A 25,410-nucleotide genomic window follows, 5' to 3' on the forward strand; every position below is an offset into this window, starting at 1 on the left:
TCGGCCGGCGGTATCCGAACGGGCCCGTCGAGTAACGTTCGACTAATGACCGCTGCCCCCGAACAACCGGCTTGGCGCCGGCGTGCCGTCGAGCGATCCACCCGGGCCGCGAAGCTGCGCGCGGAGGAACGCGTACAGAGGTTTCTGGACTCGGCCTACTCGCTCATCGCCGAGAAGGGCACGACGGACTTCACCGTCCAGGAGGTCGTCAACCGCTCGAAGCAGTCGCTGCGCAGCTTCTACCAGTACTTCGACGGGAAGCACGAGCTGCTGCTCGCCCTGTTCGAGGACACGCTCGCCAAATCGGCGAACGAGATCGGGGAAGCCGCCGCGTCGAAGAGCGATCCGCTCCGGGCGCTGCGCCTGGCCGTGGAGATGCTCCACGAGCGGGCGCAGCCGGGCCCCGACGTGCCGCGGCAGCTGTTCGGCGGCTTCGCCCTGCAACTGCTGGTGAAGCACCCCTCCCAGGTGGCGGCCGCCCACCGGCCGCTGCTCACGGTGTTCGCGGAGCTCATCGAGCGGGCCGCCGACGCGGGCGTCATCGCGGCCGGGCGGCCCCGCCGCCAGGCCGCGCTCGTCCTGCAGACCGTCATGTTCGCCGCCCAGGCCCATGGCTCGGCCGCCGACGGCCACGCCGAGCCGGTCACCTCGGAGGAGGTCTGGCGGTTCTGCCTGGGCGGCATCTCCGGCACGTAGGCGCTCCGCTGGGGTGCGGGGTTTCGTGTGCGGGGCTTGTGTGCGGGGCTTGTGTGCGGGGTTTCGTGTGCGGGGCCGTCGTGGCTGGGCGCGCAGTTCCCCGCGCCCCTAAAGGGGCACCGGCCCCTCAACCCTCCGAAGGCGCGCGTGCCGACAGGCGCAGGATGCTTCCCTCGCCGTTCGCCGAGAGGAGGAGGGTGCCGTCCGGGGCTGCGGCCAGGCCCGCGAACGGGTGCGGCGAGCCGGGCATGCCCGCGGCGAACAGGGCGGGTTCGGTACGGGTGATGCCCGGGGGCAGGCCGACCGCGAGGTCCTCGGCGTCGATCCGGGTCTCCCCCGTCGTGAGGGACACCGCCCGCAGACACCGGTGCTCGACGTCCACCGTGAACAGTTCGTCCCCGCGGACGGTCAGTCCCTGTGGCGCGCCGAGGCCGTCCGCGACGGCCACCGTCTCGCCGTCGTCGTCGATCCGGAGCACGGCCCCGAGTTCGTCGTCGCTGACATAGCAGCGCCCCTCGGTGTCGAAGGCGATGTCGACGGGGTGCCGGAGCCCCTCCGCGAGCACGGTGACGGTGTCCGTCCCGTCGAACCGCCCGTCGATCCGTACGACGCGGCCGGCACCCGACTCGGCGACGACGAGGGCTCCGTCGGGCGAGCGCTCGATGCCGGTGGGCTCGTTCAGCCCCTGCACCCGTACCCGCGTGGTCCTGCGGACGGGATCGTACGTACGGACGTCGCCGTACTCGGAGGCGAAGTGGAGCAGTCCGTCGTCCGCGGTGATGCCGTGGACGAAGGGCTGCAGTTCGTGGGTGATCACGCCGCTGGAGTCGTGCTCCCCGGAGTCGCCGGGGCTCGCCAGGCGGTAGTGGTCCGCCGCGTAGACCGTGCCCCGGAGGTCGACGGTGACCCCGAACGGGCCGCTGAGTCCTCGGGGAACGATCTCCCGGGTGCGGCCGTCCTCGCGCATCTCCGTGACGCCGCCGCTGCCGAAGCTGGAGACGAACATGCGGTTCTCCGCGTCGAAGGCCGCGTTGTCCAGTCCGAGGACGCCGCTGACGACCACCGACCGCGCCCCGGTGGCGAGATCGATGCGCGTCACGATGCCGGCCGGGCCCCGCGACAGGACGACCAGGACGCCGCCCTTGTCGAACCGGACCGCGACCGGGTCGTCCACCTCCTTGGCGAACAGTTCGGGTGTGCCGCCGTCCGGCGGGATCCGCCAGACCTGGTTGCCGATCATGTGCGGGTAGTACAGACAGCCGTCCGGGCCGAGCTGCATCGCGTTGCCGAGGGCCAGCCCGTCGGTCAGCACCACCGGGTCGCCGCCGTCCGGGAACAGCTCCAGCAGGCGGCCGTTCATCTTCATCTCGTTGACGAAGAGCCGGTCTCCGACACAGGTGATGCCGTTGGGCACCTGCACCTGGTCGGAGACGAGGCTGAACGCGCCCTCGGGGCTGCGCCGCCAGACCCGCCCCGGTGTCAGGTCGGCGATGTACATGGAACCGTCCGCCCCGAAGGCGAGGTCGTCGGGCGCCTGCACCGGACCGTCCAGCGGCACCACCACGTCGACGTCCCCCGTGGCCGTGTCGACGGCGCTGATCTGCCCGGCGAGGAACTGTGCCACGTACAGCCGCCCGTCGGGACCGAAGGTGACACCGTTCGAACCCCACAGGCGGTTCGGGGGGTTGAGTCTCCTCAGGTCCCAACGGCCGCTCGTGGAAGGCGTGTTGCCGGTGTCGTCGAATCGGCTGGGCCGCACCGTCGTTCCCCGTCCCTGGGTTCGGTGATGGTCAGTCGTACGGTCGGGGCGCCGACGCCCCCGTGGTCGGGCGCCCCGGGCGGATCACTCGACGATGACGTCGTTCATGCCGCCGTCCGAGCGCCAGCTCCTGAGCAGTTCGTGGAACGCGACGGGTCCGTCGCCGTACGACTCGCTGCGCTTCCTGGGCCTGCCCTCGTTGTTGTAGTAGCCGGGGGTGCACTCGGCCTGGAACTTGTAGAGGTCCGCGGCCTTCTGACGGATCGTCGCGACCCAGGCGTCCTCGGCCTCGGGGGACGGCTCCACGTACCGGGCCCGGCGCTCCCGTGCCTCGGCGACCACTTCGGCGACATGGCCGGCCTGTTCGTCGAGGATGTGGACGTAGTTCACGGCGCTGGCGTTCTGCAGCGGGCCGAGCTGGAAGAGGTTCGGGAAGCCGTGGCTGTAGAAGCCGTGGAGCGTCTTCGGGCCGCCCTGCATCCAGGCCCCCGGCAGCGTGGCGCCCTCCCTCCCGTACACGGGGAGTTGGCCGGACAGGATGCCCGAGACGCCCACCTCGAAGCCGGTGGCGAAGATGACGCAGTCGACCTCGTACTCGGCGCCGCCGACGACGACGGCGTCCTCGGTGATGCGCTCGACGCCCCCGTGGTCGGCCGTGTCGACCAGCGTCACGTTGGGCCGGTTGAACGTGTCCAGGTAGTGGTCGCTGAACGTGGGCCGCTTGCACATGTAGCGGTACCAGGGCTTGAGAGCCTCGGCCGTGGAGGGGTCCTCGACGACGGTGTGCACGCGGTCGCGGATCTCGTTCATCTTCTGGAAGTCGGCGAGTTCGTTCACGCGGTCGCGTTCCTCGGGCAGGAGGTCCGCGTAGTTGTTGGTCGGGATCAGGTTCTGCAGCAGCCGGGCGCTGCTGGTCCAGCCGTCGTTCACCAGGTCCTCGTCCGCCTGGGTCCCGGTGACGGTCCTGAGGAAGTTGTCCCTGCGGCGCCGCTGCCAGCCCGGTTCGAGCGACTCGGCCCACCCGGGATCCGTGGGGCGCTGGCCGCGTACGTCGACCGAGGAGGGCGTGCGCTGGAACACGTACAGCCGCTCGGCGTCGCGGCCGAGGTGCGGCACGACCTGGATCGCGGTCGCTCCGGTGCCGATCACGGCCACGTGCTTGTCGGCGAGCCGGTGCAGGTTTCCGTTCGCGTCGCCGCCTGTGTACGCGTAGTCCCAGCGGCTGGTGTGGAAGGTGTGGCCCTTGAAGTTCTCGATGCCGGGGATGCCGGGGAGTTTCGCCTGGCTGAGCGTGCCGCTGGAGACCACCACGAAGCGCGCCCGCATGCGGTCACCGCGGTCGGTGGTGACGATCCACTCCAACTCCGTGTCGTCCCACCGCAGTTCGGTCGCCCGGGTCCGGAAGCAGGCGTCCTCGTACAGGCCGAAGTGCCGCCCGATGGCCCGCGCGTGCTGCCGGATCTCCTCGCCGGGCGCGTACTTCCACTGAGGGACGTAGCCGATCTCTTCGAGGAGCGGCATGTAGACGTACGACTCGATGTCGCAGTGGATTCCCGGGTACCGGTTCCAGTACCAGGTCCCGCCGAAGTCCCCGGCCTGCTCGATGACCCGGATGCTCCGCACGCCCGCCTGCCGCAGGCGCGCCCCGGCCAGCAGACCGCCGAACCCGCCGCCGACGACTACCACTTCCACCCGGTCGGTCAGCGGCTCCCTGGTGAACTCCGGCTCCGCCACGTACGGATCGTCGGCGTAGTAGCCGAACTCGCCGGCGACGCGGTGGTATTGGGCGTTGCCGTCGGGGCGGATCCGCCGGTCGCGCTCGGCCCGGTAGCGAGCGCGCAGGGCCTCCGGGTCGAACCCGAGCTCCTCCGGGTCGAAGTCGGGCGCGGCGGACGGGGTGTGGGGGATGGTCATGCGTGTCCCTTCTGCTGTGGAGGGGGTGCGGTCGTCGCCCGGTCGCTACCGCGGGCGGAAGTGGAGGCGGAGCCAGGCGGCCTGTCCGCCGTCGACGAGAAGGTCGGTCCCGGTGATGTACGACGATTCGGGGCCGGTCAGGAACGCCACGGCGTCGGCGATCTCCCCGGGCGTCCCGACGCGGCCCGATCCGCTCGCGTCCAGCATGTCCATCATGTGCGCCCCGGACGGCGACGCGGCCTCCGCCCGGGACATCGCGGTGGCGATGACGCCCGGGCTGACGCTGTTGACCCGGGCGCCCCGCAGGTTCCAGGCGAGCGCGGCGGCCTGCACCCGCAGGTGGTTGGCCCGCTTGGTGACGATGTACGCGGTCTGCGCGTCGTCGCCGATGGCGCTGACGACGTCGAGGCCGAGGAGGTCCTCGGTGGCGGTCGTCGCGAGGGCGGCCTCCTCCTCGCGGCTCAGGGACGCGACATGACCGGCCATGCTGGAGATCACCACCAGGGACGTGCCGCGGGTGGCGACCGTCTCGAACGCGTCGATGACATGGGCGGTGCCGAGCAGGTTGACGTCGACGATCGTCTTCGCCGGCCCGGTCGCGGGCGAGACTCCCGCGGTGTGCACGATCGCGACCACCCGGCCCTCGTCGGCCGCCGCCTCCGCGAGCTTGTGCACCGCCCCGCGGTCGGACACGTCGGTCACCATGCCGCGCACCGCGTAGCCCTCGTCGGTGAGCGCGGTGACGGCCCGGTCGAGTCCCTGGCTCGACGCGTCGGCGAGGAGCACGTTCCGCCCGTTGCCCAGCCGGCGCGCGACCGCGACGCCCATCCCTCCCGCCCCCGTGACCACGACCACGTCCCGATGCTCCTCGTTCGGACGGTCGACCACGAACAACCTCCCTGATCGTCTGAACTACCCTTTATCGATGCCCAGTTGAGCGCGAGGGCTACAACACGCCAGTGGCCGGTACGGCGTCGTGCCACGTGGAGCGCACGGCGACGGCCTGGCGCCAGCCGCGGATCGCCTTCGGCGGCATGCCGACCGCGAGAACCCCGGTGAGGTGGTCGCCCCTGCGGTAGGCGACCAGGAACCGGCGCTCGGCCAGGTCCCCCTCCACCACGGCGACTTCGTCGTGGCCGCGCAGATGGCCGAACGCCTGGACCTTCATGCCGTACTGGTCCGACCAGAAGTACGGCACGGGCGCGAACGGCTTGCGCGCCTGCGGGTGCAGCAGGTTCCGGGCGGCGGCCATGCCCTGCTCGGCGGCGTTCGTGCGGTGCTCGATGCGCATCGACGCCCCGAACAGCGGGTTGTGCCAGCGGGCGACGTCACCGGCCGCGTACACGCCCCCGGTCGTCGGCCCTGGGGACTTCGTCGGGCCGGGGGACTCCCGGACCGCCTCGCAGTACTCGTCGCAGACCAGGCCGTCGCCCACGGTGAGGCCGCTGTCCGCCAGCCACTCGGTGTTCGGAAGCGAGCCGACGGCCACCAACACCTCGTCGCCCTCGACCAGTTCACCGTCGGCCAGCCGCACGCCCGCCTCGGTGACCGCGGACACGGTGACCCCGGTGCGCAGATCCACTCCGTGCTCCAGGTGGGCGGCCGACAGCACGCGTCCGACCTCGTCGCCGACGGCGTGGCCGAGCGGTACGGGCGCCGGTTCCAGGAGGGTGACCTCTGCGCCGAGACCCCGGGCCACGGCGGCGGCCTCGGCGCCCAGGAACCCGGCGCCGACCACCACGAGCCGCCGCCCCTCCCCCAGCCGGTCCCGCAGCGCGAGCGCGTCGTCCAGGGTGCGCAGCACATGCGCGTGCCCGTCGCCGGGCAGCCGTCTCGGACGCACCCCGGTGGCCACGATCAGTCCGTCGTACGCGACCCGCGTCCCGTCGGCGAGCAGCACCTCACGCCCGTCGAGGTCGAGGCCCGTGGCCGCGCTGCCGAGTCTCAAGTCCAGCTTCAGGGCGTCCAGTTCGCCGGTCGAGCGCAGCGTCAGCCGGTCGTGCTCCCACTCGGACGCCAGGATCTGCTTGGACAACGGCGGCCGGTCGTACGGCGGGTGCGGCTCGTCACCGACCAGGGTGAGCGCGCCGTCGTACCCCTCCCGGCGCAGCGTCTCGGCGGCCGAGAGTCCGGCCGCCGAGGCACCCACGACGAGAATCCGCCTCACTGGTCGACCAGCCGGATCGCCGCCGCCGGGCAGATCGCCACGGCCTCGCGCACCCCGTCGAGGAGTTCGTCGGCGGGGTGCTCCTCCAGCAGGATCGCCACCCCGTCGTCGTCACGCTGGTCGAAGACCTCCGGGGAGGCCATCACACACTGCCCCGCCGCCACACACTTCGGTTCGTCCAGTTCCACACGCATGGTCTTCTTCCTTGCTCCTTCGGTACGTTCACCCACTGCGTTCAACGGTGCGGGCCGGTCACCAGGTGACGGGCAGGGAGGCGACGCCGTACGTGGTGCCGTCGTGGTCGAACTCCAACTCCTCGACCCTGGCCGCCAGTCGCAGCGTGGGGACGCGCCGGTAGAGGATGCCGTAGACGACCTGGAGTTCCAGGCGGGCGAGGGACTGGCCCAGGCACTGGTGGGGGCCGTAGCCGAAGGCGTTGTGCTGGCGCGCGGGCCGGGTGACGTCCACCTGGTCGGCGCCGGGGAACGCCTCGGGGTCCCAGTTGGCGGCGTGCAGGTCCACGATCAGCCCGTCGCCCGCGCGGATGACCTGCCCGCCGATCTCGATGTCCTCGGTGGCGACGCGGCGAAGACCGACCTGGACGATGCTCAGATAGCGCAGCAGCTCCTCCACCGCGCCGGCGACGACCTTGGGGTCCTCGGAGTCGCGTACCAGGGCGAGCTGCTCGGGGTTCTCCAGCAGGACCAGCGTGCCGAGGCTGATCATCGTCGCGGTGGTCTCGTGGCCGGCGATGAGCATCGCCACGCCCATGTGGACGGCCTCGCTCCGGCTCATCTCGCCGGCCTCGACGCGCCCCGCCATCTCGGACAGCACGTCGTCACCGGGGTCGGTGAGCTTCTTGCCGAGCAGGTCGTCGAGGTAGGCGGCGAGTGCGCTGCTCGCCGCCCGCGAGTCCTCGGGCGCGGCGGCACGGTCGAGCGCGAGGCTGCTGTTCTCCTGGAAGAACTCGTGGTCCGCGTACGGCACTCCGAGCAGTTCGCTGATCACCAGCGAGGGCACGGGCAGCGCGAGCGCCGTCAGGAGATCGGCAGGGTTCGGCCCGGCCAGCATGTCGTCGATCAGACCGTCGACGATCTTCTGGATCGGGGCCCGCATGGCCTCGATCCGCTTGATGATGAACGGCCCGTTGACCATCCGGCGCAGCCGGGTGTGCTCGGGGGCGTCCGTGTTGACGATCAGCTCCGGGGTGTACTTGGCGATCTGCTGCCGGTACTCCGTCACGAACGGGAAGCTGCCGGGGCTCTTGTCGTTGGCGCTGACGCGGGGGTCGGTCAGCAGGGCCCTCTGCAGGGCGTGCCCGGTGACGATCCAGGGCGTACTGCCGTCCCAGATCCGGACCTTGCTGATCGGGTTCCGCTCGCGCAACTCCTCGACGGCCGGCGGCGGGGCGAACGGACAGCCGGCCGCCCTCGGCATCGGGAACTCGGGCATCGCCTCGGCTGCGTCGGACGCGGCTCCGGCCAGTGTCTCGGCCATCTGACTCCTCGGTGGGGGCTCCGCCGGGGCGGAGAACGGGGAAGGGTTGGAGACCTCTGAGACCACATGCAAGCGGAGCGGACTGACGGCTTCCGGCCAGTTGCCTGACATAAAGCTGACGTGACCCAGATCACAGATCGGACCCGCAGGAGGTCGGCCACCTGGGCACACTTTCGCGCCACCCCACGTCGCGGCCGTGGCCCACGGACACGACGAAGCGGCCGGTGCGAGAGGCGCACAGCCGCCGAGGTGGAGGGCCAAAAGGGTGTGGGGGTGAGGGAGTTGGAGGTGTGGGGAGTCGAGGACGCGCGGGATTCGGGAGACGCCGGGCGTCGGGACTTGAAGGGCGCCGGGCGCGGGGAGTCGGGGCGCGGGCGATGTCGGGGTCAGCGTCCGAGCCGGTAGCCGAAGCCCCGGCGCGTGTGGATCAGTGGGGGCTGCTCCTGGTCCACCTTGTGACGGAGGCGGGAGACGAGCTTCTCGATCGCGTTACCGGCCCGGGTCTCGCCCCAGACATGCCGGCAGATCTGTTCCTTCGACAGCACCCGCTCCGCGTTGACGAGCAGATGACGCAGCAACCGGTACTCCGCCGGGGTGAGGTCGAGGGCCCGTCTGCCGCGCCGGGCCTGACAGGTGGCGTCGTCGAGGACGAGGTCGCCGTAGCACGGCCCTTGGCGCACCGAACCGCGGCCGCGCAGTAACACATGGGCCCTGGTGAGGACTTCGGAGATCCGGAACGGCACGGTGACGTAGTCCGATTCGCCCAGGCCGAGTTCGGGGACGAGGAGGCCCAGCTTCTCGTACTCGGCGAGGAAGAGCACCGGAGGCCGGTCGGCCGGGCGGAACCGGCGCCCCTCACCCAGCTCCTCGATGTCCGGGACCGAGACATCCATGACCACGAGGTCGAAACGGTGCTCGGCGAGCCGCGCCATGCCCTGGGCGCCGGTGCGGGCGGCGGTCACCCGGTAGTCCGCCAACTCCAGTGTGGTCGTGAGCAGTTCGGCGATCGCGGAGTCGTGGACGACGACCAGGACGCGCTGCCCGTTCCCACGGGCGGGCGCGGGCCCCTCCACGCCACCCCCGCGCGCCTCACCGACGCCGACGCCGTCCATTCCGAGCACCCGGTCCACCCCGTCCGTCCCGTCCATCGCATGCACCTCGTTCATGTGTAGGAGGCGGGCGGCGGCGACACCACCTCGTGCCGGGCTCACGCGTCGCGCACGAACGGCGGTCGCGCCGAACGGCACCGAGGAAACCCTCGCACCCCGGGACTCCGGCGACGAGGGCGCGCGCCGGCCGTGCCGTCGACCGGACCCGGCCGCCCCCGGTCAGGCCTGGCGCGGCGAGGAGTGCTCACCCTCCAGCGTGACCTCGGTGTCCAGGAAGTCGTCGACCATCCGATGGAACAGCGTGGAGAGTTGCCGCAGTTCCTCCGGCTTCCAGTGGGACAGCGCGAGTTCCATGCCCCGGCAACTCGCGATGCGGATACGGTCGATCGCCTCCTGGCCGACGGGGGTGAGCTGGATGCGCTGGGCGCGGCGGTCGTCCGGATCCGGGACCCGGGTCACGTAACCACCCTTCTCCAGCTGCTGTACCTGCCGGGTGACGTGCGACGCCTCCACGGCCAGCCGCGCCGCCAACTCGCCTGGGCGCATGGGCTCCGATTCGGCGATCTGCCGCAGCAGCGCCACCGCGGCCCGGTCCAGCGACACCCCGGCCAGGGCCATGAGGCGGTCGTGCTGCCTGACCCGACCGGTCAGATAGACGATGCGGTTGAGGGCTCGCTCGATCTCGATGACCTCGTCGGAGACGGGGGCGGACTCGGCTCCGGACAGAGGGTCAGGGGTGTGTGCGGGCGACGGTGTGGACATGGGGTCCACTTTAGCAGCTACTTGCCTGACTCAAGTAAATAGGTTGCCCTGCCCAGGATCCGAGCCTGTGGCATCTGCGGCACCGACGACCTCACCGACGACAATGCCGGATGGGGCACCAAGCTCGTCATGGTCGCCGTCCAGAAGGAGTCCGACGCCATCGACCTCGCCTTCAGGCCGACCCTCACACCCGGCGCCGCCGAGAAGATCGTCGTCACCTTCGGCGACCAGGGCTGCGCGGCGGACCTGGGGGCATGCATCGTACACATTAGGTGCGTGGTGCATATTTGATGTCATGGCTCCTGCCCTGACCTCAGGCCCAGGCTCAGGTTTCGGGGCGCGAGTCGAGATCTGGGGAAGGACCGGCGGCATGGACAAGCCCACGCACTTGATCGAGTTCGAGGCGATGCTGCTCGGGCGGCACCTCTACCTGAACTCACCCCGGGCCCGGACCGGCGGCCGCCTTGAGCGCAGCGCCTACATCCTGCTGAGCCGGATCCGTATGGAGGGCCCGATGTCCATCGGGCAGCTCAGCGACGCTTTCGGCCTTGACGCCTCCACGCTCAACCGGCAGACCGCCGCCATGCTGCGCGGCGGTCTCGTCGAGCGCATTCCGGACCCCGATGGAGGCATGGCCCGCAAGTTCCGCATCACCGACGAGGGCGAGCACCGCCTCGACACGCATCGCGCGGAGGCCATCCAGGGGCTGGAGAAGGTGATGGCCGACTGGGACCCCGAGGAGGTCGCCACCTTCGCCGCGTACCTCAAGCGGTTCAACACGGACATCGAGAACCTCGACGAGCGGCCCTGGCCCCGCCCTTGAGCGCCGGGCCCCCTTTTTCTCCGTACGCCTCGATTTTCTCCGTACGCCTCGATGTCGACCGGGGCGTACCTCGTCGTGTGCTCGGAGGACGTGCCGGGCCTCGGCGTACTGCGTTCTGAGTACGGGAGAGTGTCGGCAGGCGCACGACGACGGGGCGGCCGCCGGCCGGGAGTCTTGGGAGGTACCCGAGACCAGATGTGGAGACCTCCGTCCCGTGGCTGCTTCTCTCCATCGACCGCGTGAGACCGGTCCTGCTCCCGCTGCTCGTCTTCCGGTCCGTACCCGTCCCGGTCAAGGCGGCGCTCGGGTTCGCTTCCCACCGGAGAGTCCGATGATCACCAGCTGGCAGCGGTACGCCGAGGACCACCCCCGCGTCGTCGACGTGCTGGTGATCATGCAGCTGTTCGCCGCCGTCGTCCTGGGAAACACGTTCACCTCGGCCGGGGACTCCCGGACTCACGGATCGCTCGGTGTCGGACTGCTGCTGGGCGGCATCGCCTGCGTCGCCCTGCTGTGGCAGCCGCGCCGAGCACGCCGAGCGCACCCGTGAGGAGGAGGCGCGCCACCGGGTCGCCGAGGAGCGCATGCGCATCGCCCGCGAACTGCACGACGTGGTCGCCCACCACATGGCACTGGCCAACGCCCTGGCCGGCACCGCCGCCCACCTCGCGGCCAGCCGCCCCGAGCAGACGGAGCGGATCCTCGCCGACATGGTCGGCACCACCTCCACCGCGCTGCGCGAACTGAAGGCCACCGTCGGCCTGTTGCGCCGGCCCGGCGACTCCGAGGCGCCCCTGGAACCCGCCCCCGGACTCGGGCAGTTGACCGAGCTGGCCACCGCGTTCTCCTCCGCCGGGCTGACGGTCGACATTGTCACCGAGGGCGAACGGCGGCCGCTCACACCGGGCGTGGATCTGACGGCGTTCCGGATCGTGCAGGAAGCGCTCACCAACGTGACCAAGCACGCGTCCGCGCGGGCCGCGCGGGTGACACTGGCGTACACGCACGACCGGCTGACCATCACGGTCACCGACGACGGATCGGGGGACACTCCCGTGGTGCCCTCCCCGAGCGGCGGCTTCGGTCTCATCGGCATGAGGGAACGTGCCCGCTCCGTCGGCGGCCGCGTCCGGACGGGACCCCGCCCCGAGGGCGGCTTCAGCGTCACCGGCGAACTGCCCATCCATCTCTGACCCTGGCCCGATCCCGATCCCAACCCCGATCCCAACCCCGATCCCGATCCCGATCCCCGGAAGTGAACCGAATCAGATGACCATCCGCGTCCTGCTCGCCGACGACCAAGCCCTGTTGAGAGCGACCTTCCGGATCCTGATCGACTCCTGCGACGACATGGAGGTGGTCGGCGAGGCGACGGACGGCGACGAGGCCGTCGGGCTCGCCCACACCCTCGGCCCCGACGTCGTCCTCATGGACATCCGGATGCCCGGCTCCGACGGTCTGGGCGCCACCACGGCGATCTGCGCCGACCCGGACCTCTCGGGCACGCGGGTCCTCATCCTCACGACCTTCGAGACCGACGAGTACGTGGCCCTGGCCCTGGCCCTGCGCGCCGGAGCGAGCGGCTTCCTCGGCAAGGACGTCACCGCCGACGTGCTGCTCGACGGCATCCGGACGGTGTCCGCCGGGGAGTCCCTGCTCTCCCCGCTCGCCACGCGCTCCCTCATCACCCGTTTCCTCGCGACCCCGACACCCGCCGACCGGCTGGCGGCGCCCGAGCACCTCGCCACCCTCACCTCCCGCGAACGGCAGGTCATGGCGCTGGCCGCCGAGGGCAGGTCCAACGACGAGATCGCCGAGAGCCTCGTCGTGAGCCCCCTGACCGTACGTACGCACGTGCATCGCGCGATGACCAAGCCGGGCGCCCGAGACCGGGCCCAACTGGTCGTCATCGCCTACCAGTCCGGGCTCGTACAGGCCCCGCCGCCCGCGTCCTGATCCGGCTCGTGGGACGTGCGCGTCCCACGAGCCGGGTGAGATCAGCTCCCCGAGGCGGACGCGCGGCGGTTCGTGAGCCACCACGCTCCGCCGCCGAGAACCAGCACCGCCACGACGATCCCGCCGACGACGAGGCTCATGGGCGTTCCGTCGTCGTCCTTCTTCGTGTCGGCCGCGGCCGCCGTGGCCCCGGACTCGGAAGGCGTCGTGGTGACCGACGGGGTCGGGCTGGGCGTCGGGCTCGCGGTCGGGCTGGGACTGATCGGCTTCGCGCCCGGTGCGGCCGCCTTCAACTTGAGGAGCGGGGCGGGCTGTTCGGGCTTCTCACCGCCCTTGGGCAGCTCGATCCAGCGCGAGACCTTCCCGTCGCTGTACGTTTCGATGGTCTTGAACGCCACTTCCTCGACGTCCGGGAGCTGGCGGATCCTGACCTTGAATTCGGCGTCGACGCCGTTCTTGAGAGGGGTGCCGCCCACGACGTAACCATCGTCGGTGGCCTTCAACTGCCAGCCCTTGGGGGCCTCTTCAAGCGTGACGTCGGCCGGTGCGATCCCCTCGGGCAGCACGACGCGCACCTCGCGGAAGCCCGCGGTGGTGGACTCCGCCTCGCAGACGACCGTGAGGGTGACGTTCTCGGCGAGGGCCTGCGCCTTGTCGGCCTCGACCTCCGTGTGCGCCGAGGCGGGACCGGCCAGCGCGAGGACGGCCGTGAGCGCGGCGGCGCCGGTCAGTACGACACGACGCCCGTTGAGGGACAGGGACATGGTGGAACTCCTTGGCTGTGGAACCGGGCGGGCCGAGGCCGGGCCCGGGTGAGGGGGACGACGGGGACGGGTGTCCGTCCCGGGGGTCCCCTGCGCACCAGCGCGTGTTCCAGGGTCCGGGTCCGTGCTCCTGCCGGGAGTTCGAAGGAGCCGGCGAGCGGTACGGGCAGCGGCCGGTGGGCGGTGGCGACGGCCGCGCCCGGCAGGAACCGGGCCATGACCGCCGCCGCGGCCGCGCGCAGCGTACGGCCGGTGGCCAGGGCCGCCGTGACCGCGGTGTCGGCCCGGTGGAGCAGCCAGGCGACGACGAGGGCGGCGACGACGTGCGCGGTCGTCATGGCCGTCTCGGAGGCGTGCCGCCAGGGGTGTCCGCCGGCGCCCGTCGTCATGGCGTCGTGGGCCGTGTGTCCCATGCCGGCGCGGTGGCCGCCGGCCGTCGTGAGCGCGAGATGCATCGCGGCCTGTGCCGCCAGGGTGCATCCGACGACCGCGAGCAGTCCGGGGCGGCGGCGGGCGAAGGGCCGTACGACGACGAACTGCGCGACGGCGAAGGCGATCACGAGCCGCCACGGCACCTGCCCGCCCTTGACCGCGTGATGGCCGACGGCGGCGAGCACACTGCCGACGAGGGCGAACGTCACGGCCCGGACCCGGGCGCCCGCGCGACTCGGCCGGGAGCCCTGGCCCCGGCCGTCGCACTGCGTCACATGGTCACCTGGCACGGTCGCCCATCATCCTCCGCCGCGTTCACCTTGTCGCATACATCTACGTCAGAGGTGATCGGGCCGTTCACCCGGGGTGGCACTGAGCGGAACTCGCCGGTGTTCGGGCGGGGCGGGAGCGGTTCAGTCCACCGTGCCCAGGGACCAGCTCGGGACGCTGCCCGCGAGGCGGCAGGTGAGGAAGTACAGGGGTATCGGCGGGGTGTAGGGCGAGCCTCCCGCGGGGCTGTGGATCAGTCGGGGCCGGTCGGCCCAGGGGCCGCGGCGGGCGCGTGTCCAGGACGGATCGGCCAGGTGCGCGCCGACGGTGTATGTCGTGGAGGGCGGCCAGCTGACGCCGATGTGGGACCCGGAGGGGACGATCCACCACCAGCGCTTCTCGCCCTCGAAGTCGTCGGCGAAGACACAGCCCACGCGGGGCAGGGAGTTCATGATGCGTTCGCCGTGCTCCCGGGACGTGGTCACGGCGTCGCAGCCCAGCCCGGCGCGCAGTTGGGCGGGGATGACCAGACGGCCGGGATCCCCGGACGGGAAGGTGGCGGAGGGGCGCAGCCGCGAGCCGTACGTGCGCGGTCGCGGTTCAGGGGCGTGCTGCAGTTCCATGAGGCAGGTGTCCTTCGGCCGAGTGGGGGTTGGGCCGGGTGAGGTGCGTGGTGGGCGCGCGCCCGGTGGAGGCGGGTTCTCGTGACTCCGACGTCGGCTGCGGCGGCACCGACCGCAACGACACCGGTGAGGAGGACGCCGGCGGCGACGGCACCGGCTGGGAGGGCAGTACGGCCCAGACGACGCGTCCGGAACCGTTCGTGCTGTCCTTGACGCCCCAGTCGCTGCTGACCATGCCGACGAGCATCAGTCCGCGGCCGCCCTGGTCGTCTGGGCCGGCACTGCGCTGTGCGGGGAGCGTCAGGCCGCGGTTCTGGTCCTCGACCTCGATGTGGAGCCGTCCGCCCGCGGTGCGCAGTCTGCAGACGATCCACTCACTCGCCGTGTGCGTCAGCGCGTTGGTGACCAGCTCGGAGGTCACCAGGACAGCGTTGTCGCAAGTTTCGGGGCTCACACCCCATTCGCTCAGCAGTTCGCGCACGTTCCTGCGGGCCACTCCCACCGAGGCAGGTCTCGGGGAGAGGCCGAACACGCCCGCTCTGTGGGGGTGTTCGCTCGCGGGCAGTCGGCCCAATGGCTTGGGGAGGGAGGGCGGAGCCATCGCCGTTCGCCTTTCTTCTGCCTTCGCACCGGGGGTCGGGCCAGTGCCGGTACCGCTTGATCCGGTTCCGCCGCGAGGCGCGTACAACCCGTTGCGCACGGTGACGAATCGCAGCCTGTTCTCCCCCAACTGGGCTGCGTCGTCTCGCCGTTCACCGGACCGGGACGGTACGCCCCACTGTGACACCTGCCAACAACACCCCGCAACCGACAAGTTGAAAATTGCAATTCGACAGGTGCATGCTTCCTCCGTCGAACGGATGATCGTGACAGACTGCGACCTCGAACCCGCTGTGAGGGGGTAAGCCGTGACCGCGGAAACCGACTGGGGCGGCGCGCCCTCCGTCCTGCGCATGATCCTCGGCAGGCAACTGGAGGAGCTGCGCACCCGCGCCGGACTGACGTTCGAGGAGGCGGGTGCGGCGATCGGGGTCAGCCACTCCACGATCCGCCGGATGGAAGCCGCGAAGGTGGCCCGGCTCAGGCTCCCTGACGCCGAGAAACTGCTCCAGGTGTACGGCGTCACCGACCAGCAGGAGATCGACACCTTCCTCAAATCGGTCCGCGAGGCCAACAAGCGCGGCTGGTGGCACACCTACCGTGACGTGCTGCCGGACTGGTTCGCGGCCTATCTGAGCCTGGAGCAGGCGGCGCTGCAGATCCGCGCGTACGAGGCCCAGTTCGTGCACGGTCTGCTGCAGACCGAGGAGTACGCCCGGGCCCTGCTGGGCGCCGGGAATCCGCACGCCGCGACCGAGGCCACGGAGCGCAGGGTCGCGCTGCGGATGCGGCGCCAGGAGCTGCTGTCGCGTCCCTCGCCGCCGCGCGTGTGGATCGTGATGGACGAGACCGTGCTGCGCTGGCCGGTCGGCGGAGCCGAGGTGATGCGCGCCCAGATCGACCATCTGATCGCGGTCAACTCGCTACCCCAAGTGACATTGCAGATCATGCCGTTCAAGAACGGGCCGCATCCGGCGATGCGGGCGGGGGCTTTCCATCTCTTCCGGTTCCGGGCACGCGAACTGCCGGACATCGTCTACCTCAACGGTCTGGTGGGCGCTGTCTATCTGGACAAGGACGACGACGTCCTGGTCTATCGCGAGGCTCTGGACCGGCTGGGCGCGCAGGCGACGCCCGCCAGAAAGACCGAGGCTCTCCTCGGTGCGATTCGCAAGGAGCTCTGACGTGCACCACCACATACGCGACGGACACATACGCAACGGCATGCCGTCCCGGGACCTCGGCACACGCGGCTGGTACAAGCCGTGGAGCGACGACGCGGGCGGCGCCTGTGTCGAGGCGAAGAAGCTCGGCGACGGCCGGGTCGCACTGCGCCAGTCGACCGATCCCGACGGCCCCGCGCTGGTTTTCACGCCCCGCGAGATGACGAGTTTCCTGTCAGGTGTGAAGGCGGGTGCCGCCGACTTCCTGCTCTGAGGCACCCCCTTGCTCCCGCGCACAGACTTCCCTGGTTTCCTGAACACTCCTGCTTTGATCAACACCCTTGATTTTCCTGAGCGTTGACTTCGAACCCGACGACCTGACAGGAGGGGCGGCTTTGCCCGAGAACGGATGGCCGGCCGACCGGATCGACACCGAGAACGCCCACTCGGCGCGCATCTACGACTACATCCTCGGCGGTAAGGACTACTACCCGGCCGACAAGGAGGCGGGCGACGCCATGGCGCGGGAGTGGCCCGCCCTGCCGATCCACATGAAGGCCAACCGCGACTGGATGAACCGCGCGGTGGCCTGGCTGGCGAAGGAGGCGGGGATACGCCAGTTCCTGGACATCGGCACCGGCATCCCCACCTCGCCGAACCTCCACGAGATCGCCCAGTCGGTGGCTCCCGAGTCACGGGTCGTCTACGTGGACAACGACCCGATCGTCCTCACCCTCTCCCAGGGGCTGCTGGCCAGCAGCCCCGAGGGCAGGACGGCGTACATCGAGGCCGACTTCCAGCACCCGGAGGCCGTGCTCGACTCCCCCGAGTTCCGCGAGACGCTCGACCTGGACAAGCCGGTCGCGCTGACCGTGATCGCGATCGTCCACTTCGTCCTGGACGAGGACGACGCGGTCGGCATCGTGCGCCGCCTCCTGGAGCCCCTCCCCTCCGGCAGCTACCTCGCGATGTCCATCGGCACCGCCGAGTTCGCGCCCGAGGACGTGGGGCGGGTCGCCCGCGAGTACGCGGCGCGGAACATGCCCATGCGGTTGCGCACGATCGATGAGGCCGACGAGTTCTTCGAGGGCCTCGAACTCGTCGAACCCGGCATCGTGCAGGTGCACAAGTGGCACCCGGACGCCACGAGTGGTGAGGGGATTCGGGACGAGGACATCGCGATGTACGGGGCTGTGGCCCGTAAGCCGTAGCGCTCCGCCGGCCGCCAGTTCTTGATCCGCGGCCCGGTGGGGGCTTGTCGCGCAGTTCCCCGCGCCCCTTCAGGGGCGCGGGTTACTCGTCCTGCGCGCCCAGCAGTTCGGTCGACGCGGGGATGATTCTGGCCGTCAGGTCCGGGGTCGGCATCTCTCCGTCGAACGGGTACATCGGGCGGTTGATGCGGTGGTGGCCCAGGCGTAGGAGGTTCTGGTCGACTCCTCCGGGGGTGAGGGCCATCTTCCAGTCGGCGGCCATGGTGAAGAGTTCGGGTTCCAGGTAGCCGATCTTGACGAGGACGATGTCGGCCTTGCGGGGTGACAACTCCAGGTCGGTGAAGTCGTGTTCGTGGTGGTAGGGCTTGCGCAGCGCGGTGAGGATCACGTGCACACTGCCGACGCGTAGCACCGCCTCCACCTGGGCGTGCGGGTCGCCGTGGCGGATCGCGTGGACCACACCGGTCATGGTGAGCGGTCCGGCGTGCCGGTCGTCGACCTCCGCGCCCGCCGTGACGGTGACGGTCGCTCCGACGCCCGCCCGGACCGCCGCCTCCACGGCGGCCGGGCCGGGGAGCGAGGCGTAGATGACCGTCGGTCCCGCCGGGTCCTTGAACTCCGGCCGGGACAGCACCCGTTCGAGCCCCCAGGTGGCGTCGCCCGCGCCGCCCGCCGTCGGGTTGTCGCCGGTGTCGCTGATGAAGTAGGGCCGGTTCGCCTCGGAGGCGGCCAGTGCCTCGTCCAGGCAGTCGTCCAGCGTGCCCGTCGGGGCGACGAAGGCGAAGTCGTGGCGTGCCTCCCAGAAGCCCCGCGCCAGGCGTTCGGCACCTGCCGTGACCGCGTCCTGCGACGGGCCCGTGACGACGACCGCCGCCCGGTTGCGCGGCTCGTCCGCCCAGGCGTAGCCGACCCAGATCGCGGCGTCCGTGACGCCCTCCGCGGCCTCCACCTCGTCGACGGCCGCGTACACGCTCTTCGCGGGTTCGATACGGGTCGAGGTCTGCTCGCCCGCCAGCAGCACGGGCACCGGGATCCAGGCCTTGACCGGGCGGGGTGCGCCGGTCTTGAGGAGGTCCACGAGGTTGCGGGCCGCCCGCTCCTTCGTGTCCATGGCGTCCTCGTGCGGGGCCATGCGGTAGCAGGTGATCAGGTCGCTCAGGTGGGCGAGTTCGCGTGAGACGTTGCCGTGCAGGTCCATGGAGGTGGACACGATGACGTCCGGGCCGACCGTCTCACGGACGCGGGCGAGCAGGTCCGCCTCGGCGTCGTCGAGGCCCTCGACCGTCATGGCTCCGTGGATGTCGAACCAGAGGCCGTCGAGATCGCCCAACTCCCCCAGCCTCACGATGAGTTCGTCGGAGAGTTCGGCGTACGCGGCCGCCGTCACCGTACCGCCGGGCAGCGCCTTGCCGACCAGGGCGCCGCGCCACTCGGCGGCGTCCCTCAGCGGTGATCCCGGCGCGAGGAACGGGTAGCGCGTCAGGACGTCCGTGCCGCGCTGCGGGTGGAAGGCGGGAGCCTCGGTCCGGGCCGGCGAGAACGTCGACGACTCGATGCCGAGCCCGGCGATCGCGATGACGGGACGGGCGACGGGGGTACGCGGTTGTGGCATGGCTCCTCGCACGGTGGTGGGTGTCGTCAGGGGCTCGCACGGTGATGGGTTGAGTGACCCGCACGGTGGTGGGGGTCAGTGGTGAGCGGGGGCGACGCTGCCGGTGACGGCCTGGAGGGCGTTCGCCAGGGCCCGTTGGAGCGCGAACTGGCCCGCGCCGACGAGTCCCGCGTCCGCGCCGAGGCTGGCCCGCTCGATCACCAGGTGCTTGGTCACCAGCGGATGGCATCCCTCGTACAACTGGCTGCGGACCGCGGCGACGAACGGTTCGAGTGTCGAGAGGAGGCCGCCGAGGTACACGGCGTCGGGGTTGAAGAAGTTGACGTTCGCGGACAGGACCATGCCGAGGTAGCGGCCGGCCTGGCGGACGGCGCGGGTGGCCTCCGGGTCGGCGTCGGAGGCGAGACGCACGACGTCCTCGATGGAGGCGACGTCCAGGCCGCGCTCGCGCAGGATCCGGACGAGCGCCGCGCCCGAGGCGACGGTCTCCAGGCAGCCGGTGTTGCCGCAGGAGCAGGGGATGTCGTGGCCCGCCTCGACCCGTACGTGGGTGATCTCGCCGGCGGCGCCGGTCGCGCCGCGGTACAGCTTCCCGTCGGCGATGACCCCCGCGCCGATCGCCGAGCCCATCTTCACCATGATCGACTGGCGGCGCTCGGCGGGCTGGACGCTGTGCTCGCCCACGGCCATGCAGTTGGCGTCGTTCTCGATCGCGGCCGGTACCCCGAACCGCTCCTCCAGCCAGTCCCGGACGGGGAAGCGGTTCCAGCCGGGCATGCGCGAGGGGAGGGTGACGACGCCCGGTACGACGTCGACCGGGCCCGGGAGACAGAGGCCGACGCCGCGCAGCAGTTCCCGGCCGCGTCGCCCGGCGAGGGTCTCCAGGGTCTCGGCGAGTGCCGGCAGCGCGGTCTCGGGTCCCTCGGCCGTCGCGAACGGCACGGTGGAGACCTCGGTGAACCCGCCGCCGGGCAGGACGACCCCGACGCGCGCGTGCCGTCCGCCGAGGTCGGCCGCGACGGCGAAACCCTCGCTCCCGCCGAGGCGCAGCACCTTGCGCGGGCGCCCGCCGGTCGAGGACCGCGTTCCCTGCTCGGCGACCAGCCCGTGCGCCACGAGCTGGCCGACCGTGAGCGAGATCGTCGAGGGTGCGGCACCGAGCAGAGCGGCGAGTTCCGTGCGGGTCGACGCCTGCCCTGAGGCGAGGAGTTCGAGGACGCGCTCGGCCAGCGAGGAGACGCCCGTGACGCCCCTCCGGTGTCCCGCACTTTTTTCAGACATGGACGAAGTAACTCCCAGGGTTGGGGAAAGCCGGGGAAATCCGGAGGTCGAGGCGACGAGCGTATGCCCGTATGTCCCTCGCGCGACTTTTTCCAGAACAGCAGTAACAGACTTTTTACAGCGGGCCGCCTGTTTCTTCGAACCTTCCGGTCGTTGACTGGCTCCGCCGAACGCCACCGTTCATCTCCGGCCTCGCGTCCGGCCTCGCGCACCCTGAGCCCTTGTTCACCTGAGGAGAGCCATGTCCCCTGCTCGCACGACGCTCGTCGCCTGTGCCGTCGTCTCGGCGGGCACACTGCTGCTCGCGGGCTGCTCCGGGACGAACGACACGTCGTCCGCGTCCCCCGACTCCATCACCTACGCGCTGCCCGCGAACTTCACACCGAACTGGATCCTGCCGATCGGTACGGCCGCGCACCTCAACACCAACAACCGGTCCATCGCCGACAGTCTGTGGGAGCGGCTCGTCGCCTACGACGGCTCCACCGGCAAGATCGCATGGAACAAGAAGGCGTCCATCGCCACGGCCGCCGACTTCGCGGCCGACGGCAAGAGCGTCAAGTTCACGCTGGGCGACCGCAGTTGGAGCGACGGCAAGCCGATCACCTCGCGCGACGTCGAGTTCTGGTTCAACCTCATCAAGACGAACAAGGCGGAGTGGGCGGGCTACAACCCGGGCAAGGCGCCGGACAACTGGACCTCGTTCAAGACCGTCGACGACCGTCACTTCACGATCACCTTCGACAAGGCCTACAACTCCCAGTGGATGCTGGCCAACGAGTTCAGCGAGATCACTCCGCTGCCGCAGCACGTGTGGGACAAGACCGACGCCTCCGCGCAGGTGTCCGACGCCGACCGGACCGCCGCCGGCGCGAAGAAAGTCTGGGCGTATCTGAACTCGGCCGCGAAGAACATCTCGCGCTACGACAAGGACGCGCTGTGGAAGACCCTCAGCGGCCCGTACGCGGTCAAGTCGTTCTCCACGTCCGGCAAGGTCGTGCTCACCGCCAACAAGAAGTACGACGGCGGTGAGAAGGCGAACATCGCGACGGTGAACCTGCTCCCCTTCACGACGGCGGACGCCGAGAAGAACGCGCTGCGCTCCGGGAGCGTCGACTACGGCTACATCGAGGCGACCGACCTCGACCAGAAGGACCGGTTCACGGCGCAGGGCTACACGGTCAAGCCGTGGTCCGGCTGGGCGATCACCTACATGCCGTACAACTTCAACAACCCCGCCATGGGCGCGGTGTTCAAGCAGCTGTACGCACGTCAGGCTGTCCAGCGGTCGATCGACCAGACGAGCCTCGCGAAGGTCATCTTCAACGGGACGGCCGTGCCCGGCTACGGCCCGGTCCCGCAGGCGCAGGCGTCCGACTTCGTCTCGCAGGTGCAGAAGGACAACCCGTACCCGTTCTCGACCTCGGCGGCCAAGTCCCTGCTGACCGGCCATGGTTGGCAGGAGAAGGGCGGGGTCATGGTCTGTACGGACCCGGGGACCGGGGAGACGCAGTGCGGTGAAGGCGTCGCCGAGGGAACGAAGTTCGAGATGCAGGTGCTGTCGCAGTCCGGCTCGGCCGTGACCGACAACATGATGAGCTCGATCCAGTCCTCGCTGGAGAAGACCGGCATCAAGTTCTCGATCAAGACCGCGCCCGTCAACTCGGTGCTCTCGCAGACCCCGCAGTGCACCTCGGGCCAGCCGATCTGCAAGTGGCAGCTGTCGTTCTTCGGCACCGCCGGCAGCTGGTACTTCAACGCCTTCCCGACCGGCGACTCGCTGTTCCAGACCAAGGGCGGCTCGAACTTCGGCAACTACTCGAACCCCGACGTCGACAAGCTGATCACCGCTTCCACGACGTCGAGTTCGTCGCAGGCGGTCCAGGACTACAGCGAGGCCCTCGCGAAGGACCTGCCGGTCATCTGGCTCCCGGCGCCCGACTACCAGATCTCCGTCGTCGAGAACGGCCTCGGCGGCTTCTCACAGGACTCGCTCGCCAACTTCCACCCGGCGCAGTGGAAGTGGACCAGGTGAGGACCGGCTGAGAGCCAACTCATGGACACCTTCCTCTACTTGACCCGACGGGTCCTCCAGGCCCTCGTGGTGATCCTCATCGTCACGGTCGTGGTCTTCTGCCTGCTGCACGCGCTGCCCGGGGGTCCCGCACGCGGGATCCTCGGCCCGCAGGCGACGGCCCAGCAGATCGCGGCCTTCAACCACGAGCAGGGCCTGGACCGTTCGCTCCCCGTCCAGTACCTCTACTACCTGCGCACGCTGGTCCAGGGCGACCTCGGCACCTCGTACACGCTCAACGAGGGGGTCTTCCAGCTCATCGAGCAGCGGCTGCCCAAGACACTCGTCCTGACCGTGCTGTCCGCGCTCGTCGGGCTGCTGCTGGCGTTCCCGCTCGGCATGTGGCAGGCCGTGCGGCGCAACAGGCCGGTGGACTACGTCATCACCACGCTGAGCTTCGTGGCGTACGCGACTCCCGTGTACTTCCTGGGACTTGTGCTCGTGCTCGTGTTCACCCAGTGGCTGAACTGGTTCCCCTCGCAGGCACCTCAGGGCGAGACGCTCGCGGACGTGTTCGCGCAGCCGGGCGCCCTGGTGCTGCCCGTGGTCGCGGGGGCCGCGTCGATGGTCGCCGTGTTCAGCCGGTACATGCGAGCCGCGACGCTGGAGAACCTCCAGGAGGACTACGTACGGACCGCGCGGGCCGGCGGTTCGCGGCCGCGCGCGATCCTGTGGCGGCACGTCTTCCGCAACTCCCTCACGCCCGTCGTCGCGATGCTCGGCTACTACGTGCCCGTGCTCTTCGGCGGTGCGCTCGTCGTCGAGCAGCTCTTCAACTACCCGGGAATGGGGCTGCTGTTCTGGAGCGCCGCGCAGTCCTCCGACTATCCGGTGCTGCTCGGCTGTGTGCTCGTCATCTCCGTCGCGACCGTCGTCGGCACGCTGCTCGCCGACGTCGTCCAGCGGATCATCGACCCTCGTGTGAAGGCGGGCCGGACATGAGTGCCGTACTCCAGACCGAGGCGGCCACGCGGGAGTTGGCCACCGGATACCGCCTCTCCGTGCGGCGGTTCGCGCGCAACAGGCTCGCGGTGGCAGGGCTGTTGGTGGTCGCCCTCTTCCTGTTGTTCTGCTTCGTGGGCCCGTTGGTGTACTCGACCGACCAGACCCACACCGACCTCACCCAGGTGAACCTCGCGCCGAGCGGCGCGCACTGGCTCGGCACCGACGCGGTCGGGCACGACGAGCTGGGGCGGCTGATGTTCGGCGGGAAGGTGTCGCTGCTCGTCGGGCTCGCGGCCGGTCTCCTCGCGACGGTCATCGGGACGCTGTGGGGCGCGGTCGCCGGGTACGCGGGCGGCTGGGTCGACGCGGTCATGATGCGGGTCGTGGACGCCGGGATCGCCATCCCTGCGCTGTTCATCCTGCTCGTCGTCTCGGCGATCACGACCCCGGACTCGCTCGGCCTGATCCTCATCCTGGGGTTCGTGTCCTGGCTCGTCCCGTCCCGTCTCGTACGGGCGGAGACGCTCACGCTGAAGAGCCGCGACTACGTGCTGACGCTCCGCGCGATCGGCGGGACCCACGGCCGGGCGATCTTCCGGCACATCCTGCCGAACTCGGTCTCGACCATCGTGGTCGCGGCGACGTTCCAGGTCGCCGACGCGATCCTGCTCGTCGCGTACGTCTCGTACCTCGGACTCGGTGTCCAGCCGCCCTCGACCGACTGGGGCGGAATGCTGTCGGCCGGGCTGACGGCCGCGTACTCCGGGCGCTGGTGGCTGATCGTGCCGCCGGGCCTCGCGATCATCCTCGTCGTGTGCGCCTTCAACGCCGTCGGGGACGGGCTGCGGGACGCGTTCGACGTGAAGGGGCGGGCATGAAGGACACGACGGGGACGAGCGGTGTGGGCGGTGTGGGCGGTACGGGCAGCATCCTGGAGGTCGAGGACCTCGGGGTGACCTTCTCCACGGAGACGGGTGACGTGCCCGCCGTGCGCGGGGTGTCGCTGCACGTACGGCCCGGGGAGACGCTGGCGCTGGTCGGCGAGTCCGGGTCCGGGAAGTCGACGGTCGCGCTCGCCGCGATGGGGCTGCTGCCGGGGAACGCGCGGGCGTCGGGCCGGGCCTCGGTCGACGGCACGGACGTCGTCGGCGCCGCCGAGGCCGACCTCATGGGTTTGCGGGGGCGCACGGTGTCGATGGTGTTCCAGGAGCCGGCGACCGCCCTCGATCCGCTGACCCGGATCGGGGCACAGATCGCGGAGGTCGTACGCAACCACCGGCCGGTCTCCGCGCGCGAAGCCGCCGGAGAGGCGGTCGGACTGCTGCGCCGGGTGGGTATCCCGGATCCCGAGAAGCGGGCGTCCGCGTACCCCTTCCAGCTCTCCGGCGGACAGCGGCAGCGGGTCGTCATCGCCATGGCGATCGCGAACTCCCCGAGCCTCCTGATCGCCGACGAGCCGACCACCGCGCTCGACGTCACCGTCCAGGCCGAGATCCTCGACCTGCTCCGGGCCCTCGCGGCGGACTCCGGCACCGGCGTCCTCCTCGTCACCCACAACATGGGCGTCGTCGCGGACTTCGCGGACCGGGTCGCGGTGATGCTGGACGGGGAGATCGTGGAGACCGGCCCGGTGGAAGAGGTTCTGCTGCGGCCGACGCACGAGTACACGAAGCGGCTGCTGGCGGCCGTGCCGCGGTTGACTGTTGCCGGGGTGGACGGCGCAACCGTGCCTGGGACGCCGCCGGGCGGGGC

26 protein-coding genes and 1 pseudogene are annotated in these 25,410 nt (G+C 70.6%); 13 read left to right on the top strand and 14 right to left on the bottom strand.

All coding sequences use genetic code 11. The features are described from left to right. The first annotated feature begins 45 nt into the window (after positions 1 to 45). Positions 46 to 696 (top strand): TetR/AcrR family transcriptional regulator, encoded by a 651-nt coding sequence (locus tag O3Q52_RS07155; RefSeq protein ID WP_269647946.1) that lies wholly within the window; start codon positions 46 to 48, stop codon positions 694 to 696. Between the two features lie 127 nt (positions 697 to 823). Here the strand turns inward: O3Q52_RS07155 and O3Q52_RS07160 are convergent, their stop codons facing one another. From O3Q52_RS07160 to O3Q52_RS07195, 8 genes are all read right to left on the bottom strand, one after another. Beyond that, positions 824 to 2,455 carry a hypothetical protein gene (locus O3Q52_RS07160; RefSeq protein ID WP_269647947.1) on the bottom strand — a complete coding sequence of 544 codons (1,632 nt, stop codon included), beginning with the start codon at positions 2,453 to 2,455 and terminating at the stop codon, positions 824 to 826. Between the two features lie 84 nt (positions 2,456 to 2,539). Beyond that, a complete protein-coding gene (locus tag O3Q52_RS07165) occupies positions 2,540 to 4,369 on the bottom strand; it encodes an NAD(P)/FAD-dependent oxidoreductase (protein ID WP_269647949.1) in 1,830 nt (609 codons plus the stop codon). A gap of 45 nt (positions 4,370 to 4,414) precedes the next feature. Next, a complete protein-coding gene (locus O3Q52_RS07170; RefSeq protein WP_269647951.1) occupies positions 4,415 to 5,257 on the bottom strand; it encodes an SDR family oxidoreductase in 843 nt (280 codons plus the stop codon). Between the two features lie 58 nt (positions 5,258 to 5,315). Next, the gene (locus tag O3Q52_RS07175) at positions 5,316 to 6,536 is read right to left on the bottom strand and encodes an NAD(P)/FAD-dependent oxidoreductase (RefSeq protein WP_269647953.1); all 1,221 of its coding nucleotides are present in this window, start codon (positions 6,534 to 6,536) and stop codon (positions 5,316 to 5,318) included. Further along, the gene (locus tag O3Q52_RS07180) at positions 6,533 to 6,730 is read right to left on the bottom strand and encodes a ferredoxin (protein WP_269647955.1); all 198 of its coding nucleotides are present in this window, start codon (positions 6,728 to 6,730) and stop codon (positions 6,533 to 6,535) included. The genes O3Q52_RS07175 and O3Q52_RS07180 overlap by 4 nt, the downstream gene beginning before the upstream one ends. 58 nt (positions 6,731 to 6,788) lie before the next feature. Further along, on the bottom strand, positions 6,789 to 8,033 hold the full coding sequence (locus O3Q52_RS07185) for a cytochrome P450 (protein ID WP_269647956.1): 1,245 nt from the start codon (positions 8,031 to 8,033) through the stop codon (positions 6,789 to 6,791). Between the two features lie 386 nt (positions 8,034 to 8,419). Then, complete coding sequence (locus tag O3Q52_RS07190; RefSeq protein ID WP_269647976.1) at positions 8,420 to 9,145, bottom strand: response regulator transcription factor; 726 nt, start codon at positions 9,143 to 9,145, stop codon at positions 8,420 to 8,422. 216 nt (positions 9,146 to 9,361) lie between these two features. Continuing rightward, positions 9,362 to 9,904, bottom strand: coding sequence for a MarR family winged helix-turn-helix transcriptional regulator (locus O3Q52_RS07195; protein WP_269647957.1), 543 nt, complete (start codon positions 9,902 to 9,904; stop codon positions 9,362 to 9,364). A 129-nt stretch (positions 9,905 to 10,033) separates the two neighbouring features. Here O3Q52_RS07195 and O3Q52_RS07200 point away from each other — a divergent pair, with 129 nt between their 5' ends. From O3Q52_RS07200 to O3Q52_RS07220, 5 genes and pseudogenes are all read left to right on the top strand, one after another. Beyond that, a complete protein-coding gene (locus O3Q52_RS07200) occupies positions 10,034 to 10,195 on the top strand; it encodes a hypothetical protein (protein WP_269647959.1) in 162 nt (53 codons plus the stop codon). A 79-nt stretch (positions 10,196 to 10,274) separates the two neighbouring features. Continuing rightward, positions 10,275 to 10,727, top strand: coding sequence for a MarR family winged helix-turn-helix transcriptional regulator (locus tag O3Q52_RS07205; RefSeq protein ID WP_055617293.1), 453 nt, complete (start codon positions 10,275 to 10,277; stop codon positions 10,725 to 10,727). 331 nt (positions 10,728 to 11,058) lie between these two features. Then, positions 11,059 to 11,277, top strand: coding sequence for a hypothetical protein (locus O3Q52_RS07210; protein ID WP_269647961.1), 219 nt, complete (start codon positions 11,059 to 11,061; stop codon positions 11,275 to 11,277). Next, positions 11,246 to 11,986, top strand: a pseudogene (locus O3Q52_RS07215) (sensor histidine kinase); the annotation flags it as partial. The gene O3Q52_RS07210 and the pseudogene O3Q52_RS07215, both read left to right, overlap by 32 nt. A gap of 10 nt (positions 11,987 to 11,996) precedes the next feature. Beyond that, entirely contained in the window at positions 11,997 to 12,683 is a 687-nt protein-coding gene (locus O3Q52_RS07220; RefSeq protein ID WP_269647963.1) for a response regulator transcription factor, read from the top strand. Positions 12,684 to 12,724: 41 nt separating this feature from the next. On the opposite strand, the gene O3Q52_RS07225 is transcribed toward O3Q52_RS07220, so the two are convergent. The 4 genes from O3Q52_RS07225 to O3Q52_RS54115 all read right to left on the bottom strand — a co-directional run bounded on the left by O3Q52_RS07225 (position 12,725) and on the right by O3Q52_RS54115 (position 15,727). Then, positions 12,725 to 13,447, bottom strand: a complete 723-nt coding sequence (locus O3Q52_RS07225; RefSeq protein WP_269647964.1) for a DUF1775 domain-containing protein — start codon at positions 13,445 to 13,447, stop codon at positions 12,725 to 12,727. Beyond that, the gene (locus O3Q52_RS07230) at positions 13,411 to 14,169 is read right to left on the bottom strand and encodes a hypothetical protein (RefSeq protein ID WP_269647965.1); all 759 of its coding nucleotides are present in this window, start codon (positions 14,167 to 14,169) and stop codon (positions 13,411 to 13,413) included. The genes O3Q52_RS07225 and O3Q52_RS07230 overlap by 37 nt, the downstream gene beginning before the upstream one ends. A gap of 123 nt (positions 14,170 to 14,292) precedes the next feature. After that, a complete protein-coding gene (locus tag O3Q52_RS07235) occupies positions 14,293 to 14,772 on the bottom strand; it encodes a hypothetical protein (protein WP_269647966.1) in 480 nt (159 codons plus the stop codon). Then, complete coding sequence (locus O3Q52_RS54115; protein ID WP_332112878.1) at positions 14,750 to 15,727, bottom strand: ATP-binding protein; 978 nt, start codon at positions 15,725 to 15,727, stop codon at positions 14,750 to 14,752. The genes O3Q52_RS07235 and O3Q52_RS54115 overlap by 23 nt, the downstream gene beginning before the upstream one ends. Here O3Q52_RS54115 and O3Q52_RS07245 point away from each other — a divergent pair. From O3Q52_RS07245 to O3Q52_RS07255, 3 genes are all read left to right on the top strand, one after another. Beyond that, a complete protein-coding gene (locus O3Q52_RS07245; RefSeq protein ID WP_269647968.1) occupies positions 15,681 to 16,556 on the top strand; it encodes a helix-turn-helix transcriptional regulator in 876 nt (291 codons plus the stop codon). The two genes, O3Q52_RS54115 and O3Q52_RS07245, sit on opposite strands and share 47 nt — an antisense overlap. A gap of 40 nt (positions 16,557 to 16,596) precedes the next feature. After that, a complete protein-coding gene (locus O3Q52_RS07250; protein ID WP_269647977.1) occupies positions 16,597 to 16,809 on the top strand; it encodes a DUF397 domain-containing protein in 213 nt (70 codons plus the stop codon). Between the two features lie 121 nt (positions 16,810 to 16,930). Continuing rightward, a complete protein-coding gene (locus tag O3Q52_RS07255; RefSeq protein ID WP_269647969.1) occupies positions 16,931 to 17,746 on the top strand; it encodes an SAM-dependent methyltransferase in 816 nt (271 codons plus the stop codon). Positions 17,747 to 17,828: 82 nt separating this feature from the next. Here the strand turns inward: O3Q52_RS07255 and O3Q52_RS07260 are convergent, their stop codons facing one another. Together O3Q52_RS07260 and O3Q52_RS07265 are read right to left on the bottom strand one after the other, a co-directional pair. Beyond that, entirely contained in the window at positions 17,829 to 19,358 is a 1,530-nt protein-coding gene (locus O3Q52_RS07260) for a M81 family metallopeptidase (protein WP_269647970.1), read from the bottom strand. Positions 19,359 to 19,433: 75 nt separating this feature from the next. Beyond that, complete coding sequence (locus O3Q52_RS07265) at positions 19,434 to 20,639, bottom strand: ROK family transcriptional regulator (RefSeq protein ID WP_269647971.1); 1,206 nt, start codon at positions 20,637 to 20,639, stop codon at positions 19,434 to 19,436. 241 nt (positions 20,640 to 20,880) lie between these two features. Here O3Q52_RS07265 and O3Q52_RS07270 point away from each other — a divergent pair, with 241 nt between their 5' ends. From O3Q52_RS07270 to O3Q52_RS07285, 4 genes are all read left to right on the top strand, one after another. Continuing rightward, entirely contained in the window at positions 20,881 to 22,674 is a 1,794-nt protein-coding gene (locus O3Q52_RS07270) for a peptide ABC transporter substrate-binding protein (protein ID WP_269647972.1), read from the top strand. A 21-nt stretch (positions 22,675 to 22,695) separates the two neighbouring features. Beyond that, positions 22,696 to 23,655 (top strand): ABC transporter permease, encoded by a 960-nt coding sequence (locus O3Q52_RS07275; protein WP_269647973.1) that lies wholly within the window; start codon positions 22,696 to 22,698, stop codon positions 23,653 to 23,655. Next, positions 23,652 to 24,536, top strand: a complete 885-nt coding sequence (locus O3Q52_RS07280; protein ID WP_269647974.1) for an ABC transporter permease — start codon at positions 23,652 to 23,654, stop codon at positions 24,534 to 24,536. Before O3Q52_RS07275 ends, O3Q52_RS07280 begins: the two co-directional genes overlap by 4 nt. Beyond that, positions 24,533 to 25,410: ABC transporter ATP-binding protein (locus O3Q52_RS07285; protein ID WP_269647975.1), on the top strand; the 878-nt coding region annotated here is incomplete at its 3' end. The genes O3Q52_RS07280 and O3Q52_RS07285, both read left to right, overlap by 4 nt.

The organism is Streptomyces sp. ActVer (assembly GCF_027270795.1).
Classification (GTDB): domain Bacteria; phylum Actinomycetota; class Actinomycetes; order Streptomycetales; family Streptomycetaceae; genus Streptomyces; species Streptomyces umbrinus_A.